15 protein-coding genes and 1 riboswitch are annotated in these 17,858 nt (G+C 72.4%); of the genes, 5 read left to right on the forward strand and 10 right to left on the reverse strand.

Annotated elements, in window-relative coordinates:
- Positions 1–29 precede the first annotated feature (29 nt).
- Positions 30–1,475, reverse strand: coding sequence for a gamma-aminobutyraldehyde dehydrogenase (locus tag ACIPAE_RS19210; RefSeq protein WP_366413221.1), 1,446 nt, complete (start codon positions 1,473–1,475; stop codon positions 30–32).
- A 206-nt stretch (positions 1,476–1,681) separates the two neighbouring features.
- On the opposite strand from ACIPAE_RS19210, the gene ACIPAE_RS19215 reads away from it, so the two are divergent.
- From ACIPAE_RS19215 to ACIPAE_RS19235, 5 genes are all read left to right on the forward strand, one after another.
- Positions 1,682–2,143, forward strand: a complete 462-nt coding sequence (locus ACIPAE_RS19215) for an Lrp/AsnC family transcriptional regulator (protein WP_329373841.1) — start codon at positions 1,682–1,684, stop codon at positions 2,141–2,143.
- A 2-nt stretch (positions 2,144–2,145) separates the two neighbouring features.
- A complete protein-coding gene (locus ACIPAE_RS19220; RefSeq protein ID WP_328470056.1) occupies positions 2,146–3,525 on the forward strand; it encodes an aspartate aminotransferase family protein in 1,380 nt (459 codons plus the stop codon).
- Between the two features lie 492 nt (positions 3,526–4,017).
- A complete protein-coding gene (locus ACIPAE_RS19225; RefSeq protein WP_328470054.1) occupies positions 4,018–4,746 on the forward strand; it encodes an ATP-binding cassette domain-containing protein in 729 nt (242 codons plus the stop codon).
- 55 nt (positions 4,747–4,801) lie between these two features.
- Complete coding sequence (locus ACIPAE_RS19230; RefSeq protein ID WP_328470052.1) at positions 4,802–5,914, forward strand: hypothetical protein; 1,113 nt, start codon at positions 4,802–4,804, stop codon at positions 5,912–5,914.
- 267 nt (positions 5,915–6,181) lie between these two features.
- The gene (locus ACIPAE_RS19235) at positions 6,182–7,279 is read left to right on the forward strand and encodes an LOG family protein (RefSeq protein ID WP_402446896.1); all 1,098 of its coding nucleotides are present in this window, start codon (positions 6,182–6,184) and stop codon (positions 7,277–7,279) included.
- Positions 7,280–7,448: 169 nt separating this feature from the next.
- Here the strand turns inward: ACIPAE_RS19235 and ACIPAE_RS19240 are convergent, their stop codons facing one another.
- The 9 genes from ACIPAE_RS19240 to rpsB all read right to left on the reverse strand — a co-directional run bounded on the left by ACIPAE_RS19240 (position 7,449) and on the right by rpsB (position 17,699).
- Positions 7,449–8,492: an ABC transporter ATP-binding protein gene (locus ACIPAE_RS19240; RefSeq protein ID WP_402446590.1), complete on the reverse strand. Its 1,044-nt coding sequence runs from the start codon at positions 8,490–8,492 to the stop codon at positions 7,449–7,451.
- Complete coding sequence (locus tag ACIPAE_RS19245) at positions 8,489–10,267, reverse strand: ABC transporter permease (protein WP_402446898.1); 1,779 nt, start codon at positions 10,265–10,267, stop codon at positions 8,489–8,491. Before ACIPAE_RS19245 ends, ACIPAE_RS19240 begins: the two co-directional genes overlap by 4 nt.
- Before the next feature lie 170 nt (positions 10,268–10,437).
- Entirely contained in the window at positions 10,438–11,550 is a 1,113-nt protein-coding gene (locus ACIPAE_RS19250) for a thiamine ABC transporter substrate binding subunit (RefSeq protein WP_402446593.1), read from the reverse strand.
- A riboswitch (TPP riboswitch) is annotated at positions 11,543–11,679 on the reverse strand. Its footprint overlaps the gene before it by 8 nt.
- Positions 11,680–11,732: 53 nt before the next feature.
- Positions 11,733–12,851 (reverse strand): 23S rRNA (adenine(2503)-C(2))-methyltransferase RlmN, encoded by a 1,119-nt coding sequence (rlmN, locus tag ACIPAE_RS19255; RefSeq protein ID WP_402446596.1) that lies wholly within the window; start codon positions 12,849–12,851, stop codon positions 11,733–11,735.
- An 82-nt stretch (positions 12,852–12,933) separates the two neighbouring features.
- Positions 12,934–13,842 carry a phosphatidate cytidylyltransferase gene (locus ACIPAE_RS19260; protein ID WP_402446598.1) on the reverse strand — a complete coding sequence of 303 codons (909 nt, stop codon included), beginning with the start codon at positions 13,840–13,842 and terminating at the stop codon, positions 12,934–12,936.
- Between the two features lie 240 nt (positions 13,843–14,082).
- The gene (frr, locus tag ACIPAE_RS19265) at positions 14,083–14,640 is read right to left on the reverse strand and encodes a ribosome recycling factor (protein WP_103890462.1); all 558 of its coding nucleotides are present in this window, start codon (positions 14,638–14,640) and stop codon (positions 14,083–14,085) included.
- A 109-nt stretch (positions 14,641–14,749) separates the two neighbouring features.
- Positions 14,750–15,568 (reverse strand): UMP kinase, encoded by an 819-nt coding sequence (gene pyrH / locus ACIPAE_RS19270; protein ID WP_328470044.1) that lies wholly within the window; start codon positions 15,566–15,568, stop codon positions 14,750–14,752.
- Between the two features lie 244 nt (positions 15,569–15,812).
- A complete protein-coding gene (tsf, locus tag ACIPAE_RS19275; protein WP_329364180.1) occupies positions 15,813–16,649 on the reverse strand; it encodes a translation elongation factor Ts in 837 nt (278 codons plus the stop codon).
- 114 nt (positions 16,650–16,763) lie between these two features.
- Entirely contained in the window at positions 16,764–17,699 is a 936-nt protein-coding gene (gene rpsB, locus ACIPAE_RS19280; RefSeq protein ID WP_329364182.1) for a 30S ribosomal protein S2, read from the reverse strand.
- Between the last annotated feature and the right edge of the window lie 159 nt (positions 17,700–17,858).

The following is a 17,858-nucleotide window of genomic DNA, read 5'->3' on the forward strand; positions in this document are numbered from 1 at the left end:
ACCGGTGCGGTCACGGCACTACCGCCTGCTCACGCCTCCAGCGACGTCATGACGTGCTTGATCCGGGTGTAGTCCTCGAAGCCGTACGCGGACAGGTCCTTGCCGTAGCCGGACTGCTTGAACCCGCCGTGCGGCATCTCGGCGACCAGCGGGATGTGGGTGTTGATCCACACGCAGCCGAAGTCCAGCTTCTTGGACATCCGCATCGCCCGGCCGTGGTCCTTGGTCCACACCGAGGAGGCCAGGCCGTAGTCCACGTCGTTGGCCCAGGTGACGGCCTGCTCCTCGTCGGTGAACGACTGCACGGTGATGACCGGGCCGAACACCTCGCGCTGCACGGCCTCGTCGTCCTGCAGCAGCCCGGAGACGACGGTGGGCGCGTAGAAGTAGCCCTCCTCACCGACCCGGTGGCCGCCCGCCTCGACCTTGGCGTGCGCGGGCAGCCGCTCGATGAAGCCGGTGACCTGCGCGAGCTGGTTGGCGTTGTTGAGCGGGCCGAAGAGCACGTCCTCGTCGTCGGGCAGGCCGGTCCTGGTGCCGGCGGCGGCCTTGGCCAGCGCCGCGGTGAACTCCTCGCGCACGCCTTCCTGCACCAGCACCCGGCAGGCGGCGGTGCAGTCCTGGCCGGCGTTGAAGAAGCCGGCGACCGCGATGTCCTCGGCGGCCTTGGCCAGCGCCGCGCTGTCGAGGTCGTCGAAGACCACCACGGGGGCCTTGCCGCCCAGCTCCAGGTGCACCCGCTTGACGTCCTTGGCGGCGGACCCGGCGACCTCGATGCCGGCCCGTACCGAGCCGGTGATGGACGCCATCGCCGGCACCGGGTGCTCGACCATCAGCCGGCCGGTGTCACGGTCGCCGCACACCACGTTGAAGACGCCCTTGGGCAGGACGCCGGCGATGATCTCGGCGAGCAGCACCGTGGAGGCCGGGGTGGTGTCGGACGGCTTGAGCACCACGGTGTTGCCCGCCGCGATCGCCGGGGCGAACTTCCACACCGCCATCATCATCGGGTAGTTCCAGGGCGCGACCTGCGCGCACACCCCGACCGGCTCGCGCCGCACGATGGAGGTCAGGCCCTCCATGTACTCGCCGGCCGAGCGGCCCTCCAGCATCCGGGCGGCGCCGGCGAAGAACCGGATCTGGTCCACCATCGGCGGGACCTCCTCGCTCGCGGTCAGCGCGAGCGGCTTGCCGGTGTTCTCGCTCTCCACCGCGACCAGCTCGTCGGCGCGCGCCTCGATCGCGTCGGCGATCTTGAGCAGCGCCTTCTGCCGCTCGGCGGGAGTGGTGTCGCGCCAGCCCGGGAAGGCGGCCTTGGCGGCGGCCATCGCCGCGTCGACGTCGGCCTGGCCGGACAGCGGAGCGGTCGCGTACGCCCGCCCGGTGACCGGGCTGACCACCTCGGTGGTACGCCCGTCGGCGGCGTCGCGGAATTCTCCGTCGATGTGGTTGCGCAGAGTACGGAGTTCGGTCACGGCGCTTGCTCCCTGGTCCTTCTGGTCCATGTCCATGGGGTGAGACGCTGCCCAGCTTAGCGCCAGAACTGCCGTATTCGACACACCCGCCCGGCCAGAACAACCGATTCGGTGTTACAGAAGGCTTAACACAACGGAATTCATCGTGAAGGGCTTGCGGGACCGTCGACCTCTCCTGCACAGTGGTGCGCGTGGCCACTCGTGACATGAACGGCGCTTCCGCCTCGATCGACGCGGTGTCGAAGGCGATCATCGAACAGCTCCAGGAGGACGGGCGCCGCCCGTACGCGGCGATCGGCAAGGCCGTGGGGCTGTCGGAGGCCGCGGTGCGCCAGCGGGTGCAGAAACTGCTCGACCAGGGCGTGATGCAGATCGTCGCGGTGACCGACCCGCTCACCGTGGGCTTCCGCCGCCAGGCGATGGTCGGCGTCAACGTCGAGGGCGACCTCGAACCGGTCGCCGACGCGCTCGCGGCCCTCGACGAGGTCGAGTACGTCGTGCTCACCGCCGGCTCCTTCGACCTGCTGGTGGAGATCGTCTGCGAGGACGACGACCACCTGCTGGAGATGATCAACAAGCGCATCCGCGCGCTGCCGGGCGTCCGCTCCACCGAGACCTTCGTCTACCTCAAGCTCCGCAAGCAGACCTACACCTGGGGAACCAGATAGCCATGACCGCTCCGAACGCCGATCAGCCTGATCTGTCGAAGTCCGCGTACGACCACCTGTGGATGCACTTCACCCGCATGTCGGACTACCAGGACGCCCCGGTGCCGACCATCGTCCGCGGCGAGGGCTCCTCCATCTACGACGCGCACGGCAAGCGCTACATCGACGGCCTGTCCGGGCTGTTCGTGGTGCAGGCCGGGCACGGGCGGCACGAACTGGCCGAGACCGCCTACAAGCAGGCGCAGGAGCTGGCCTTCTTCCCGATCTGGAGCTACGCCCACCCCAAGGCGGTCGAACTCGCCGAGCGGCTGGCCGGATACGCCCCCGGGGACCTCAACAAGGTCTTCTTCACCACCGGCGGCGGCGAGGCGGTGGAGACCGCCTGGAAGCTGGCGAAGCAGTACCACAAGCTCACCGGCAACCACACCAAGTACAAGGTGATCTCGCGTGCGGTCGCCTACCACGGCACCCCGCAGGGCGCGCTGTCGATCACCGGACTGCCCGCGCTCAAGGCCCCGTTCGAACCGCTGGTGCCCGGCGCCCGCAAGGTGCCCAACACCAACATCTACCGCGCCCCGATCCACGGCGACGACCCGGAGGCGTTCGGCCGCTGGGCCGCCGACCAGATCGAGCAGGAGATCGTCTTCGAAGGCCCCGAGACGGTCGCCGCGGTCTTCCTCGAACCGGTGCAGAACGCCGGCGGCTGCTTCCCGCCGCCGCCCGGCTACTTCCAGCGGGTCCGCGAGATCTGCGACCGGTACGACGTCCTGCTCGTCTCCGACGAGGTGATCTGCGCGTTCGGGCGGCTGGGCACGATGTTCGCCTGCGACAAGTTCGACTACGTCCCCGACATGATCACCTGCGCCAAGGGCATGACCTCCGGGTACTCCCCGATCGGCGCGTGCATCATCTCCGACCGGCTGGCCGAGCCGTTCTACCGCGGCGACAACACCTTCCTGCACGGCTACACCTTCGCCGGCCACCCGGTCTCCGCCGCCGTGGCCCTCACCAACCTCGACATCTTCGAGCGCGAAGGGCTCAACCAGCACGTGCTCGACCACGAGGCCGCCTTCCGCGCCACCCTCGACAAGCTGAGCGACCTCCCGATCGTCGGCGACGTACGCGGCAACGGCTTCTTCTACGGCATCGAACTCGTCAAGGACAAGGCGACGAAGGAGACGTTCACCGACGAGGAGACCGAGCGCGTCCTGTACGGCTTCCTGTCCAAGGCGCTCTTCGACAACGGGCTCTACTGCCGCGCGGACGACCGTGGTGACCCCGTCATCCAGCTCGCCCCGCCGCTCATCTCGGAGCAGCCGCTTTTCGATGAGATCGAGGACATCCTCCGCGATGTCCTGCGGACGGCCTGGACCAAACTCTGACGGCGCCCCCTCCCCGGGGCGGGGGTGCCCTGGCGGGCGGCGGTGCCCAGGGGCGCTGGGCACTTTCGCGGAGGACGTTCACCCGTGAGGGGCCCTGGGGACTCCCAGGCGAGGCTCTTGGGGAGGAACTGCGCGACCAGCCGGTGGTCCGGCGATCCCGCCGCGAGGGCTGGACCTGCGGGCCTGGCGCGCCACGGCGGTGGCTGGTCGCGCAGTTCCCCGCGCCCCTGTAGGGCGCCCCGCCGCGAGGGCTGGGCCCGCGGGCCCGGCGCGGCACGGCGGTGGCTGATCGCGCAGTTCCCCGCGCCCCTGTAGGGCGCCCTGCTTCCGGTAGGGGGCCGCAGGGCCGGGCGGGGGGCGCTCGGCCGATCGGGGGGTTCGCCGCTGCGCCTGCAAGGATTCGCTGGGGTCGGATGCATACCGTGCCGGGGAGTGACCGGACAGGCGCCGGGCTCGTTGGCCGAGTGAACTCGCAATCCGCGGAGGTACGGCATGGAGGCCCCGCCCGACAACGACGTGCTCTGGGCTCGCGCCCTGCGCCACTCCTACCAGGGCTCGCCCGCGCTGCTCGGCGTGTCCGTGAGCGTGCGGGCCGGGGAGATCCTCGCGCTCGCCGGTCCGCGCGGCTCGGGGAAGTCGACCCTGCTGCGCTGCCTTTCCGGGCAGCTCGTCCCGGACGAGGGCGAGGTGTGGTTCAACAGCGGCCCCGTGCACACGCTGCCCGAGACCGCCCGGGAGCGGCTGCGCCGCGACCGCTTCGGCTGGATCGGCGCCGACCCGCAGCTGCTGCCCGAGCTGAACGTCTGGGAGAACGCCGCGCTGCCGCTGCTGCTGCGCGGCGAGAGCAGCAGGACCGCCCGGGCCGCCGCCTGTGAGTGGCTGGACCGCTTGGACATCGGCGACATCGCCCGCCGGCGCCCGACCGGGCTGCCCGCCGCGAAGCGCCAACGGGTCGCCGTGGCAAGGGCGTTGGTCACCGGACCGGCGGTGGTCTTCGCCGACGAGCCGACCGCCCCGCTGCACCGCAACGACCGCGCCCACGTCCTGCGCACCCTCACCAGCGCGGCCCGCACGCACGGCATCACCGTCGTCCTGGCCACCAGCGACCCCGACATCGCCGCGCACGCCGACCGCGTCATCCCCTTCGCCGACGGCCGCGCCGGAACTGCTGCCCAGGATCAGGACCAGGACCTGTCCGCGCCCCGCCCGGCGACCGTATGAGCGCCCCCGGCGCACACCCGGGCGGGCACGGCGGCGTCGCGGCGCGGAGCGGCTCGTGCTGAGCCTGCGGCTGCTGCGCGGGGCCCGGCCCGCCGCGCTGGGCCGATGGGCCCTGGTGGCGCTCGCGTCGTGCGGCAGCGGCCTGCTCCTGCTGGCAGCCCTCGGCTGGGCGCTGGCCCACCCGAAGGGCGGGACGTCGGACGCGGTCGCGCGGCTCGGCTGGTGCGTCGTCCCCCTCGTGGTCACCGTGCAGCTCGCGGTCGCGGTGGGCCGCGCGCAGTCCGGCGGGTGGCCCCGGGCCGGCCTCGCCGCGGTCGGTCTCGGCCGCAACGGCGTGGTGCTGCTGACCGCGGCGACGGTGACCGTGGTGAGCGCGTTCGGCAGCGTGCTGGCCCTGCTCGCCTTCCTCCAACTGCGCGGCGACGTGACGGGCGTGCCGTACCACGGCGTCGGGCCCGGGCTGCTCGCGGCGGGCCGGAGCCTGCCGCCGGCCGGCGCGGTGACGCTGCTCGCGCTGGTCCCGCTGACCGCCGGTGTCGCGAGCGCGGCGCGGCTGCGGGCCGAAGGCAAGTCCGCCGAGGACATGCCGGGCGGGCTGCCGTGGGGGGTCGCGCTGGTCGCCGTGGGTCTGGCGATCGAGGTGACGGCGCCCGACGGGCACAGCTTCCCGCTGCCCAGCGGGCTCGGCTCGATGGCCCCGGCCGCGGTCGGCGGCTGGGTGCTGACCGCGGCGGGCCTGGTGCTGGCGGGACCGGGACTGGTCTACGGCTGCGGGCGGCTGATCGCCGCGTACCGGCCGGGCGGGCTGCGGCTGCTGTCCGGCCGCGGCCTCCAGCACGAGGCGCGCCGGCTCGGCCGCCCGCTCGGCCTGCTCTCGGCGACCGCGGCCGTGGCGCTGTCCGGATACGGCCTGCACCAGCACAACGGCCGGACGCTGGGCCCGGTGACCACGTTCGCGGCGACGCTGGTCTGCGTGTGCGTGCTGGCCTCGACCGCGGTGGCCGCCATGGAGTCCCGCACCGAGCGCGCCTCCACCACCGCCGCGCTCCGCGAGCTGGCGGTGCCCGCCACCATGCTGCGCGCCTCGGCGGCCGTGCGCACGGGCGCCCTGGTGGTCGCCTTCCTGGTGCCCACGCTGCTGGTCGCGGCGCTGTCCCCGACGCCGTAGCGCCGTATCCCGGATCGCCGGGCACATGACGCGGCGCCGCCTGCGGTCATCCGCGCGGCGCCGCGTCAACAGCGCGACGCAGAGGTCCTCCTTCGCCACGGCCCGGCGCACACCTGAGCGCGCTATCGTGCTCGCGTGCCAGCGCCTACTCCCCCCGATTCGCCCCATCCGCCCCATCCGCGGCTGCCCCGCCCCACGCGCGGCGCCCGCCGTCCGCCGGGCCCGCCGGAGCCGCCGAAGGAGCCCTCGGACGCGGCACCCGAGCCCATCCACCGGGCCCGCGGGGTGGAGACGCTGGAGGAGTTCGACGCGGTCGCGCTCGGCGGGTCGTTCGCGGACTGCCGGGTGCGGGCCGTGGACCTCACCTCGCGGACCTTCGCGCTGCTGGTGACCGACACGTCGGAGGCGGTGTTCCTCGGCTGCCCGATGGAGCCGCAGGCCCTGGCGCACGTACGGGCCGGCGGCGCGCTGGTCTTCCCGCCGGTGCCCGGCCTGCCGTTCGACCCGTACCGCGCGGCGCCCTACCGGCCCGAGGAGCTGTACGCGGACCTCGCCGAGGGCGGGTACGCCGCGACGCCGGACGCGCTGACGTACGAGTGGTGGCTGCGGACCTCCGCGGAGGGCGACGTGTTCGCCTCGATGCTGCGCTCCATCCACGACGACGCGGTCTCCGACGTGCTGGACGAACGGCTCGGCGGCGCGCGGGTCGTGGGGGTGATGGGCGGGCACGCGATGGAGCGCGGCACGGAGGCGTACGCGGGCGCCGCGCGGCTGGGCCGGTCGCTGGCGGAGTCCGGGCTGACGGTGGCGACCGGTGGCGGGCCCGGCGCGATGGAGGCGGCCAACTTCGGGGCGTACGCGGCCGCGTACGACGACGTCATGCTCGGCAAGGCGCTCGACGTGCTGGCCGGCACCCCCTCCTTCAGCCCGTCCGTCGACGCCTGGGCGTCGACGGCCTTCGAGGTACGCGACCGCTGGCCGGACGGCGGGCCGTCCTACGGCCTGCCGACCTGGTTCTACGGACACGAGCCGCCCAACGCCTTCGCCGCGCACATCGCGAAGTTCTTCGCGAACGCCACCCGTGAGGACGGCCTGCTCTCGCGCTGCTCGGCCGGCGCGGTCTTCCTCCCGGGCGCCGCCGGCACCGTCCAGGAGGTCTTCGACGCGGCCACCGCGAACTACTACGGTTCGCACGGCGAGCCCGCGCCGATGGTGCTGGTGGACCATGCGTACTGGACGGACGAGTTGCCGGTCTGGCCGCTGCTCAACGCCTTGGCGGCGGGCCGTTCGATGGGGGGACGGGTCGCCCTCGTGGACAGCGTGGACGATGTCCCGGCGGCCCTGGAACGCCTGGGTTCCGCGTAAGAGCACCCGGCCCGCCAGAGCTTCGCCTGGAAGGTGCCCCCAGCGCCCCTGTCCGTGCGGACCACGATGGCGAGCAGCCGTCAACGGGGGCCCGGGGAACTGCGCGACCGGCCCACCACCGGCGGACGGTCCGGGAACCTACGGGACCGGGCAGGACGGGCGGACCGGCTCAGCCTCCCGCAGGGCTGAGCACGACGACGTCCGCGGCCTCGAACGAGGCACCCACGGACGCCCCGAGTTCCGGGGCCTCGCGCAGGGCGCACTCCGCTTCGAGGGCGGGGCCGCGCTCGGGCCGGAGCATGACGCCGACGTGGCCGCCCCGGAAGGTCCGGGAGGTGACCTCGCAGGGCAGCCCGGCGGTGTCGGGCGGGCCGAGCCGCACCCCGGAGGGCCGGACGAGGATCAGGTGCTCGCCGTCGGGGGTCCCGTCCGGGACGGGCAGTTCGCCCCAGGCGGTGACGGCGACGGCGCCGCTGACCGTGCCCCCGGTGATGTTGTCGAACCCGAGGAAGCGGGCCACGAACTCGGAGCCGGGCCGCTGCCACACCTCCAGCGGGGTGCCGCTGCGCTCGATCCGCCCGTCCCGCATCACCACCACCCGGTCGGCGAGCGCGAACGCCTCACCCTGGTCGTGGGTGACGGCCAGCACGGTGGTGCCCAACTGCCCGAACAAACGGCGCAGTTCGACCACGAGTCGCTCGCGCAGGGAACGGTCGAGCTGGCCCAGCGGCTCGTCGAGCATCAGCAGGCGCGGCTCGGGCGCGAGCGCACGGGCCAGGGCGACCCGCTGCTGCTCGCCACCGGAGAGCGTGGCGACCGGGCGGGTGGCGGCCCCGGGCAGGCCGACCAGGTCGAGGAGTTCGGCGGTCCGCCGGTCCCGGGCCTCGCGCGGCATCTTGTGCATGCGCGGCCCGAACGCCACGTTGCCGCCGACGTCGCGCTGCGGGAAGAGCTGGTGGTCCTGGAACATCAGCCCGACCCCGCGGCGGTGCGCGGGCACACCCGCCTGGTCGGCGCCGTCCAGCAGCACCCGGCCCCCGTCGAGCGGCTGCAGCCCGGCGACCGCGCGCAGCAGCGTGGACTTGCCGCTGCCGCTGGGCCCGAGCACGCAGACGATCTCGTGCGCGGCCGCGTCCAGGCTCACCGCGTCCAGTGCGGTGCGCGCCCCGAACCGTACGGTGGCGGCGTCCAGGCTCAGCAGGGCATCGGTCATCGTGGGCTCTCCGAGCGGGCAGGGGTAGCGGGGGCCTCGAGCACGGCGGGAGCTTCGGGCGCCGTGCGGGATGCGGTGGCCCGCGGAGCCGCAGCCAGGCCCTGCGCGGCGGCCGTTACGTCCTTACCGCCCGGCACGTCCTTACGGCGCGGCGCGTCCTTACGGCGCGGCGTCGTACGCCCGGACAGCGGGTACTCCAGGATCAGCAGGCTGGCCGCGCAGACCACCATCAGGATGGTGCTCAGGGCCATCGCCTGGCCGTAGTTCATCTCGCCGGCCCGGCCGAGCAGGCGGGAGACGGCCACCGGGAGGGTGGGGCTGTCGGGCCGGGCGATGAAGACCGTGGCGCCGAACTCGCCGAGCGACACCGCGAACGCGAACCCGGCCGCGATGCCCAGCGCCCGTCCGACCAGGGGCAGTTCGACCTCGCGCCAGACCCGTAGCGGGGACGCGCCGAGCACCGCGGCGGCCTCCCGCAGCCGCTCGTCGACCGCCCGCAGCACCGGCAGCATCACCCGTACCACGAACGGCGCGCCGACCAGCGCCTGTGCGAGCGGCACCAGCAGCCAGGAGTCGCGCAGGTCGAGCGGCGGCTTGTCGAGCGTGATCAGGAAGCCGAAGCCGACCGTGACCGCGGAGGTGCCCAGCGGCAGCATCAGCAGCCCGTCGAAGCCGCGCATCAGCCGCCCGCTGCGGCGGGTGAGCGCGGCTGCGGCCAGCCCGCCGACCAGCAGGGCGATGACGGTCGCGGCGGCGGCGAAGCGCAGCGAGTTCCAGACCGTGTGCAGCGGTGAGACGAGGAAGGTCCCGTCGGCGCTGGTGGAGCCGAGCGCGCGGTAGAAGGCGAAGCCGTAGCCGTTCGGGCCGTCGAGGGAGCGGGCCGCGAGCACGCCGAGCGGCAGCAGGATCAGCAGCGCGATCGACCCGAGGACGGCGGCGAGCAGCATCCGTTCGCCCGCGCCGCGCGGGCGGTGCGCGGTGCCGGCCGGGTCGACCAGCCGCAGCGCGGACTCGCGGCGGCGGGCCGTCCAGGCATGCACGGCCAGGATCGCGACGACCGCGACGAGTTGGAGCAGGGTGAGCACGGCCGCGGTGGGCAGGTCGAAGATCTCGGCGGTCTCCCGGTAGATCTCGACCTCCAGGGTGGCGCGGGTGGGGCCGCCGAGGATCTGGATCACGCCGAAGGAGGTGAAGGTGAACAGGAAGACCATCACCGCGGCCGACGCGACGGAGGGGGCGAGGGCCGGCAGGGTGACGCGGCGCCAGGCGGCGAGGCGGCCCGCGCCGAGCATGCGGGCGGCCTCCTCCTGGCGCGGGTCGAGTTGCGCCCACAGGCCGCCGACGGTGCGGACGACCACGGCGTAGTTGAAGAAGACGTGCGCGATCAGGATCGCCCACACGGAGGTGTCCAGGCGTACGCCGAAGAGGCTGTCGGTGAAGCCGCCCTGCCCGAGCAGCGCGAGGAACGCCGAGCCGGCGACGACGGTCGGCAGCACGAACGGCACGGTGACCACCGCCCGCAGCAGCCGCTTGCCGGGGAAGTCCAGCCGGGCGAAGGCGTACGCGCCGGGCAGCGCGACCGCGAGGGTCAGCGCGGTGGACGCGCCGGCCTGCCAGCAGGTGAACCACAGCACGTGCCGTACCGAGCCGTCGCCGAGCACGTCGCCGATCCGGCCCAGCCGCCAGTGGCCGCCCGGGTGCAGGCCCCGGCCGACGATGGACGCCACCGGGTAGGCGAAGAAGGCGGCGAAGAACGCCAGCGGCAGGGCGGCCAGGGCGAGCCCGGTCGCGGTGCGGCGGCGCCCCGCCCTCCGATCGGCGGGCCCCGCCTCAGGCTTGGCGGGTCCCGCCTCAGGCTTGGCGGGTCCCGCCTCAGGCTTGGCGGGTCCCGCCTCCAGCGCGCCGGACCCCGCCTCCAGGTTGCCGGGCCCCGCCTTCCGGACGGCTACAGGACGATCGAGTTCCACGACTTCACCCAGTCGTCCCGCTTCGCGGCGATCTTGTCGGGCGCGAGCGTCGTCGGGTGCGGGACCTTCGCGCCGTACTTGATGAACACCTCCGGCTCGGTGGCGCCCTTCACCACCGGGTCGACGTACATCTGGAGCGGCATGTCCTGCTGGAAGGTCCTGCTGAGCATGAAGTCGATGAACGCCTCGGCGCCCGCCGGGTTCTTCGCGCCGTGCAGCACTCCGGCGAACTCGATCTGGCGGAAGCAGGTGCCAGTGGCCACCCCGACGGGTGACTGCGCGGGCGGCGGGTTGACGCCGACCACCTCCGCGGGCGGGCTGGAGGCGTAGGAGACCACCAGCGGCTTGTCGCCCTTGGCCTTCTTCCCGGCGGCCGACCCGGAGAAGGCGCTGTCGTACGCCTGCTCCCAACTGTCGACGACCTGGACGCCGTTGGCCTTCAGCTTCTTCCAGTACGCCTGCCATCCCGCGTCGCCGTAGGTGGCGGCGGTGCCCAGCAGGAAGGCCAGGCCCGGCGATGAGGTGGAGACGTTCTCGGTGACCAGCAGGTTCTTGTACTGCGGCTTGATCAGGTCGGCGAAGGTCTGCGGCGGCGCGAGGTGGTGGGAGGTGAAGTAGGCGCGGTCGTAGTTGACGCAGACGTCGCCGGAGTCGATCGGCGTCACCCGGTGCTTGCCCGCGTCGAGTTGGACGTCGGCGGGCACCTGGTCCAGGCCCTTGGCGGTGTAGGAGTCGAACAGGCCGTTGCCGAGGGCGCGGGAGAGCAGGGTGTTGTCGACGCCGAAGAAGACGTCGCCGCGCGGGTGGTCCTTGGTGAGGATGGCCTGGTTGACCGCGGCGCCCGCGTCGCCGCCGCGCAGCACCTTGACGGTGTAGCCGGTCTCCTTGGTGAACTCCGCCATCACCGACTTGGATGCCGCGAACGAGTCGTGGCTGACCAGGGTGACGGTCTTCGACGGCTTGCCGCCGGACGCCTTGCCGGAGCCGGAACCGGAGCCGGACCCCGAGCCGCCGCAGCCGGCGAGGACGGTGGCGCCCGCGGTGGCGAGGACGAGCGCGCCCACGGCACGCCGACGAATGGTGCTCTTCACTGTGCTGACTCCCTACGCCGGTATGACCCGGATCAGGTGGGAGGGTCTGCGGCCTGGGCTTCTCGACGGTCTCGCCGTCGCCCCAGCCGCACTCTCAGCGCCGTCTCAGGCGCTCCCCTGTCGGATGTTCATTTGTCCAGATGTTCATTCAAGCGGTGCGACCAGCGCACCTGCGCACCGTATCAGCGCGCGGACGCGGCCAGCTGACCGCAGGCCCCGTCGATCTCCTGACCGCGGGTGTCCCGTACGGTCACGGGCACGCCGTTCGCCTGGAGGGCGGCCACGAACGCCCGCTCGTCCTCCGGGCGGGAGGCGGTCCACTTCGAGCCCGGGGTGGGGTTGAGCGGGATCAGGTTGACGTGCACCCGGTGGTTCTTGAGCAGCTTGCCGAGCCGGTCGGCACGCCACGCCTGGTCGTTCACGTCGCGGATCAGGGCGTACTCGACGGAGACGCGGCGGCCGGAGACGTCGGCGTAGTGCCAGGCGGCGTCCAGCACCTCGCGGACCTTCCAGCGGGTGTTGACCGGCACGAGGGTGTCGCGCAGTTCGTCGTCGGGGGCGTGCAGGGACACCGCGAGGCGGCACTTGAAGCCCTCGTCGGCGAACCGGTGCATCGCGGGGACCAGGCCGACCGTGGAGACGGTGATGCCGCGCTGGGAGAGCCCGAGGCCGTCGGGCGCCGGGTCGGTGAGGCGGCGGATCGCGTCGATGACCCGGCGGTAGTTCGCCAGCGGCTCGCCCATGCCCATGAAGACGATGTTCGACAGCCGGTCCGGGGCGCCGGGGCCCGCGCCGGGCACCTCGCCGTCGCGCAGCGCGCGCATCCCGGCGACGATCTGGTGCACGATCTCCGCGGTCGACAGGTTGCGGTCCAGACCCGCCTGGCCGGTGGCGCAGAACGGGCAGTTCATCCCGCAGCCCGCCTGCGACGAGATGCACATCGTCACCCGGTCCGGGTACCGCATCAGCACCGACTCGACCAGGGTCCCGTCGAACAGCCGCCACAGCGTCTTGCGGGTCTCCCCGTCATCGCACGACGCGTGCCGCACCACCGTCATCAGCTCCGGCAGCAGATCCCCGGCCAGCTTCCCCCGCGCCCCGGCCGGAATGTCCGTCCAGGCCGCCGGGTCGTCCGCGTAGCGCGCGAAGTAGTGCTGCGACAACTGCTTGGCCCGGAACGGCTTCTCCCCCAGCTCCGCCACCGCCTCCCTCCGCTCCGCGGGCGACAGGTCGGCAAGATGCCGCGGCGGCTTCTTGGCCCCGCGCGGCACGGCAAACGTCAGTTCTCCGGGTACAGGCATGATGCCTACCAGTGTCGCAGACTCCGCGCAGTGCCCTGTTCGTACGGCCGGCGCCGTGCCAGGGCCGGGCGCAGGTGGGTGGTCAGCCCTGGCCGACGAAGGCTACGAGGAGGAGCCAGACGACCGGGGCGGTGGGGAGGAGGGAGTCGAGGCGGTCCATGATGCCGCCGTGGCCCGGGAGGAGGGTGCCCATGTCCTTGATGCCGAGGTCGCGCTTGATCATGGACTCGCCGAGGTCCCCGAGGGTGGCGCTGACGGCGGCGGCGAGGCCGAGCAGCAGGCCCTGCCACCAGCGGCCGTCGTCCACGAAGAACTGCATGAGCAGGGCGCCGGCCACCATGGCGAAGGAGATCGCGCCGAAGAGCCCCTCCCGGGTCTTGCCGGGGCTGATCCGGGGGGCGAGCTTGTGGCTGCCGAAGCGCCAGCCGACCGCGTAGGCGCCGGTGTCGCTGATCACGGTGAGCAGGAGGAAGACCAGCACCCGGCGCGGGCCGTCGTCGGCGGCGAGCATCATGACGACGAAGGTGGCCAGGAAGGGCACGTAGAACGCGGCGAAGACGGCCGCGGTCACGTCGCGCAGGTAGTCCTCCGGCGGCTGGGCCATCCGCCAGACCAGGACGGCGAGCGCGGTCAGCGCCATCGCGATCCACGCGCCGTCGGCGCCCTTCAGGTACCCCGCGATCACCATGGCGGTGCCGCCGATCGCCAGCGGGATCAGCGGCGCCTGGATCTGCTTGCGCTCGGCGAGCCGGGAGGTCAGCTCCCACAGGCCGATCACCACCGCGACCACCACGATGCCGACGAACACCGCCTTGACGACGAAGAGCGCCGCGACCACCACCGCGCCGAGGCCGACGCCGACCCCTATCGCCGCCCGCAGGTCCCGGCCGGCGGACTTCTTCGCGGGGGCGGCCGGCGGCTCGGAGCCGGGTCCGGGGCCCCGGCCCGGTGGCGGCGGGTCCTGGGGCGGCGAAGGGGGTGGCGGCGGCATGGTGGAGATCTTCCTCCTGACCCCGGGCTCCGTGGCGGAACCCGCCGCGTGACCTGCACGTGGCGAAACGCCCCAGGAAGAATCGTTCACGGAGCGTCGCCTCGCGTCGTCGTCAGGGTGGTGGTCGGCGTGGTGGTCGGCGGGTGCGGTCGGCCGGGAGATGCGCGCCCCGGTGTGCGACCCGGGCAGGGGGCAGTGTGCGCGGAGAAGCGAATCTCCACGCGGTGTGCCGCGCGGAGGTCAGACCTCCAGCAGCTCCGCTTCCTTGTGCTTGAGCAGCTCGTCGATCTGCGCCACGTACTTCGACGTGGTGTCGTCGAGCTCCTTCTCCGCGCGGCGCACCTCGTCCTCGCCGGTCTCGCCGTCCTTGACGAGCTTGTCCAGGGTCTCCTTGGCCTTGCGCCGGACGCTGCGGATGGAGATCTTCGCGTCCTCGCCCTTGGTCTTGGCGACCTTGATGTACTCGCGCCGGCGCTCCTCGGTGAGCTGCGGGAACACCACCCGGATGATCCGGCCGTCGTTGCTGGGGTTCACACCGAGGTCGGAGTTGCGGATCGCCTCTTCGATGTTGCGCAGGCTGCTGCTGTCGAAGGGGGTGATCACGGCCATCCGCGGCTCGGGCACCGCGAAGGAGGCGAGCTGGTTGATCGGGGTGACCGCGCCGTAGTACTCGGCGACGATCTTGTTGAACATCGCCGGGTGCGCACGGCCGGTGCGGATCGCCGCGAAGTCGTCCTTGGCGACGACGACGGCCTTCTCCATCTTCTCCTCGGCCTCGAGGAGGGTCTCTTCAATCACCATGTGCTCCTGGTATTCAGAAGGCAGAGCCGTCGGGTCGGGGCCCCTGCGCACGTGTTCCTGCACGGTCTCGGACCGGGCAGCCTGTTGTCCATACCGGCCGCGCCGGTCACGCCCTGGTGCCCTGGTCGTTGACCAGCGTGCCGATCTTCTCACCCTTGACGGCGCGGGCGATGTTGCCCTCGGCGAGCAGTTCGAAGACCAGGATGGGCAGTTTGTTGTCCTGGCAGAGGGTGATCGCCGTGAGGTCGGCGACCCGCAGGTCGCGGGCGATCAGCTCGCCGTACTCCAGGGCGTCGAAGCGGACGGCGTTCGGATTGTGCTTGGGGTCGGAGTCGTAGACCCCGTCCACCCCGTTCTTGCCCATCAGCATCGCCACCGCGTCGATCTCCAGGGCGCGCTGGGCGGCGGTGGTGTCGGTGGAGAAGTAGGGCATGCCCATGCCCGCGCCGAAGATCACCACGCGGCCCTTCTCCAGGTGCCGGACGGCCCGCAGCGGGATGTACGGCTCGGCGACCTGGCCCATGGTGATGGCGGTCTGCACCCGGGTCTCGATGCCCTCCTTCTCCAGGAAGTCCTGGAGCGCGAGGCAGTTCATCACGGTGCCGAGCATGCCCATGTAGTCGGAGCGGGCCCGGTCCATGCCGCGCTGCTGGAGTTCGGCGCCGCGGAAGAAGTTGCCGCCGCCGAGCACGACCGCGATCTCGTAGCCCTCGCGGACCACCGCGGCGATCTCCCGGGCGATGGCGTGCACGACGTCGGGGTCGACGCCGAGACCGCCGCCTCCGGCGAACGCCTCACCGGAGAGCTTGAGCAGGTAGCGGCGGGGAGTGGACCCGTCGCGGCCTTCGTGACGCCGTCCGCCGTCGTCGTCGTGGGTGGGGGTGTGGTCGCGGGCCTTGCCGGCGCCTTCGGCACCATCATCCATGGGAGGTCTCCTCGTGCACGTACCGAGGAGGCCATTGCCGTGGGTCCTTGTCGGTTCCCGGTACGGCAATGGCCTCCTCGTCACCTCTGCGGCCGGCCGGCGGGCGACCGGCCGCGTACGGCCCCAGCGGGACCGTCTGTCTTGCGCCGCGCGGCCGCGGGGCGACCGTGCGGACGTGGGTGGCAGCCCGCCGCGGCCGAGTGGTGTCCGCGGCCGGACCGGCGGGTGCCGGTGCGAGCGGACGTCAGACGCCGACGCGGAAGCGCGCGAAGTGCTTCAGCGTGACCCCGGCCTCGTCGAGCACCTTCTGCACGGTCTTCTTGGAGTCCTTGGCGAACGCCTGCTCCAGGACGACGTTCTCCTTGAAGAAGCCGTTCACCCGTCCTTCGACGATACGCGCCAGGGCGGCCTCCGGCTTGCCCTCCTCGCGCGCGGTGGCCTCGGCGACCCGGCGCTCGTTCGCCACGGTCTCCTCGTCGATCTCGTCGCGGCTGAGGAACTTCGGGGCGAACGCGGCGATGTGCTGCGCGACGTCCTTGGCGGTCTGCGGGTCGGCCTTGTCCAGCTCGACCAGCACGCCGACCTGCGGGGGCAGGTCCGGGCTGGTGCGGTGCAGGTAGGAGGCGACGTAGCCGTCGGTGAACTGCGCGAAGCGGTCCAGCACGATCTTCTCGCCGAGGGTGGCGTTGGCCTCGTCGACGAACGCCTGGACGGTCTGGCCGTCCTTGATCTCGGAGTTGAGCAGCGCGTCGATGCCGGCCGGCTTGGTGGCGGCGACGTGCGCGGCGATCGCGTCGGCGACCGCGACGAACTTGTCGCCCTTGGCGACGAAGTCGGTCTCGCACTTCAGCTCGACGAGGACGCCCTCGGAGTTGTCAGCGGCGATGAGGGAGACGACCGCGCCGTTGGAGGCCGAGCGGCCCTCGCGCTTGGTGACGCCCTTCTGGCCCTTCACACGGAGGATCTCGACGGCCTTGTCCAGGTCGCCTTCGGCCTCGGTGAGGGCGTTCTTGCAGTCCATCATGCCCGCGGCGGTGAGCTCGCGGAGCTTCTTGACGTCGGCGGCGGTGAAGTTCGCCATGGGTGTGAGTCTCTTCCCGGATGGTCGGTGGATCTACGGGTGAACGGCGGGGGCGCTGGGCCCCCGCCGTCGTCACGCGTGGTGCTGTTCCCGGACGCTCGCGTCCGCGGGTGATCAGGCTCCGGTGGAGTCGTCGCCCTCGGTGGCCGCGGGCGCGGCGTCGGCGGCCGGAGCCGCGGGCGCCTCGTCGGCCGGGGCAGCGGCCTCGGCGGCGTCGGCAGCGGGGGCCTCGGCAGCCGGGGCGGCGGCCTCGGTGGCCGGCTCGGAGTCGGCCTTCTTCTCGCCCTCGAGCAGGTCGCGCTCCCACTCGGCGAGCGGCTCGGCGACGCCTTCGGCCTTCTTGTCGCCGGTGGCGGCGCCGGAGCGGGCGATGAGGCCCTCGGCGACGGCGTCGGCGATCACGCGGGTGAGCAGCGTGACGGAGCGGATCGCGTCGTCGTTGCCCGGGATCTTGTAGTCGACCTCGTCGGGGTCGCAGTTGGTGTCGAGGATCGCGACCACCGGGATACGGAGCTTGCGCGCCTCACCGACGGCGATGTGCTCCTTCTTGGTGTCCACGATCCAGACGGCGCTCGGCACCTTCTGCATCTCGCGGATACCGCCGAGGGTCTTCTCCAGCTTGTCCTTCTCGCGGGAGAGGACCAGCAGCTCCTTCTTGGTGAGGCCGGAGGCGGCCACGTCCGAGAAGTCGATCTCCTCGAGCTCCTTCAGGCGCTGGAGGCGCTTGTAGACGGTCGAGAAGTTGGTGAGCATGCCGCCCAGCCAGCGCTGGTTGACGTACGGCATGCCGACGCGGGACGCCTGCTCGGCGATTGCCTCCTGCGCCTGCTTCTTGGTGCCGACGAACATGATGGAGCCGCCGTGCGCGACGGTCTCCTTGACGAACTCGTAGGCGCGGTCGATGTACGACAGCGACTGGAGCAGGTCGATGATGTAGATGCCGTTGCGCTCGGTGAAGATGAAGCGCTTCATCTTCGGGTTCCAGCGGCGGGTCTGGTGCCCGAAGTGGACGCCGCTCTCCAGCAGCTCCCGCATCGTGACGACGGCCATGGCCGTACTCCTTGATGTGCTCGGTTACCGCGGCCACCGGACGGCGGCCACGCCTGACGTCCCGACGCGCCGTGCCACAAGGGACCGAGGGGCGCGGCCACCGCCCGTGACCATCAAGGTCCGGGGTTGGTGGCGGGGCGTGCGAAGTCGACCCGGTGA

It is taken from the genome of Streptomyces sp. NPDC087270, from assembly GCF_044744625.1.
GTDB lineage: Bacteria > Actinomycetota > Actinomycetes > Streptomycetales > Streptomycetaceae > Actinacidiphila.

What these genes read in the sequence shown, in the direction of transcription:
- ACIPAE_RS19215 (WP_329373841.1), top strand. Translation starts at nt 1,682, where the DNA reads ATGAACGGCGCTTCCGCCTCGATCGACGCGGTGTCGAAGGCGATCATC.
- ACIPAE_RS19220 (WP_328470056.1), top strand. Translation starts at nt 2,146, where the DNA reads ATGACCGCTCCGAACGCCGATCAGCCTGATCTGTCGAAGTCCGCGTAC.
- tsf (WP_329364180.1), bottom strand. Translation starts at nt 16,649, where the DNA reads ATGGCGAACTTCACCGCCGCCGACGTCAAGAAGCTCCGCGAGCTCACC.
- rlmN (WP_402446596.1), bottom strand. Translation starts at nt 12,851, where the DNA reads ATGCCTGTACCCGGAGAACTGACGTTTGCCGTGCCGCGCGGGGCCAAG.
- pyrH (WP_328470044.1), bottom strand. Translation starts at nt 15,568, where the DNA reads ATGGATGATGGTGCCGAAGGCGCCGGCAAGGCCCGCGACCACACCCCC.
- ACIPAE_RS19225 (WP_328470054.1), top strand. Translation starts at nt 4,018, where the DNA reads ATGGAGGCCCCGCCCGACAACGACGTGCTCTGGGCTCGCGCCCTGCGC.
- ACIPAE_RS19260 (WP_402446598.1), bottom strand. Translation starts at nt 13,842, where the DNA reads ATGCCGCCGCCACCCCCTTCGCCGCCCCAGGACCCGCCGCCACCGGGC.
- ACIPAE_RS19240 (WP_402446590.1), bottom strand. Translation starts at nt 8,492, where the DNA reads ATGACCGATGCCCTGCTGAGCCTGGACGCCGCCACCGTACGGTTCGGG.
- rpsB (WP_329364182.1), bottom strand. Translation starts at nt 17,699, where the DNA reads ATGGCCGTCGTCACGATGCGGGAGCTGCTGGAGAGCGGCGTCCACTTC.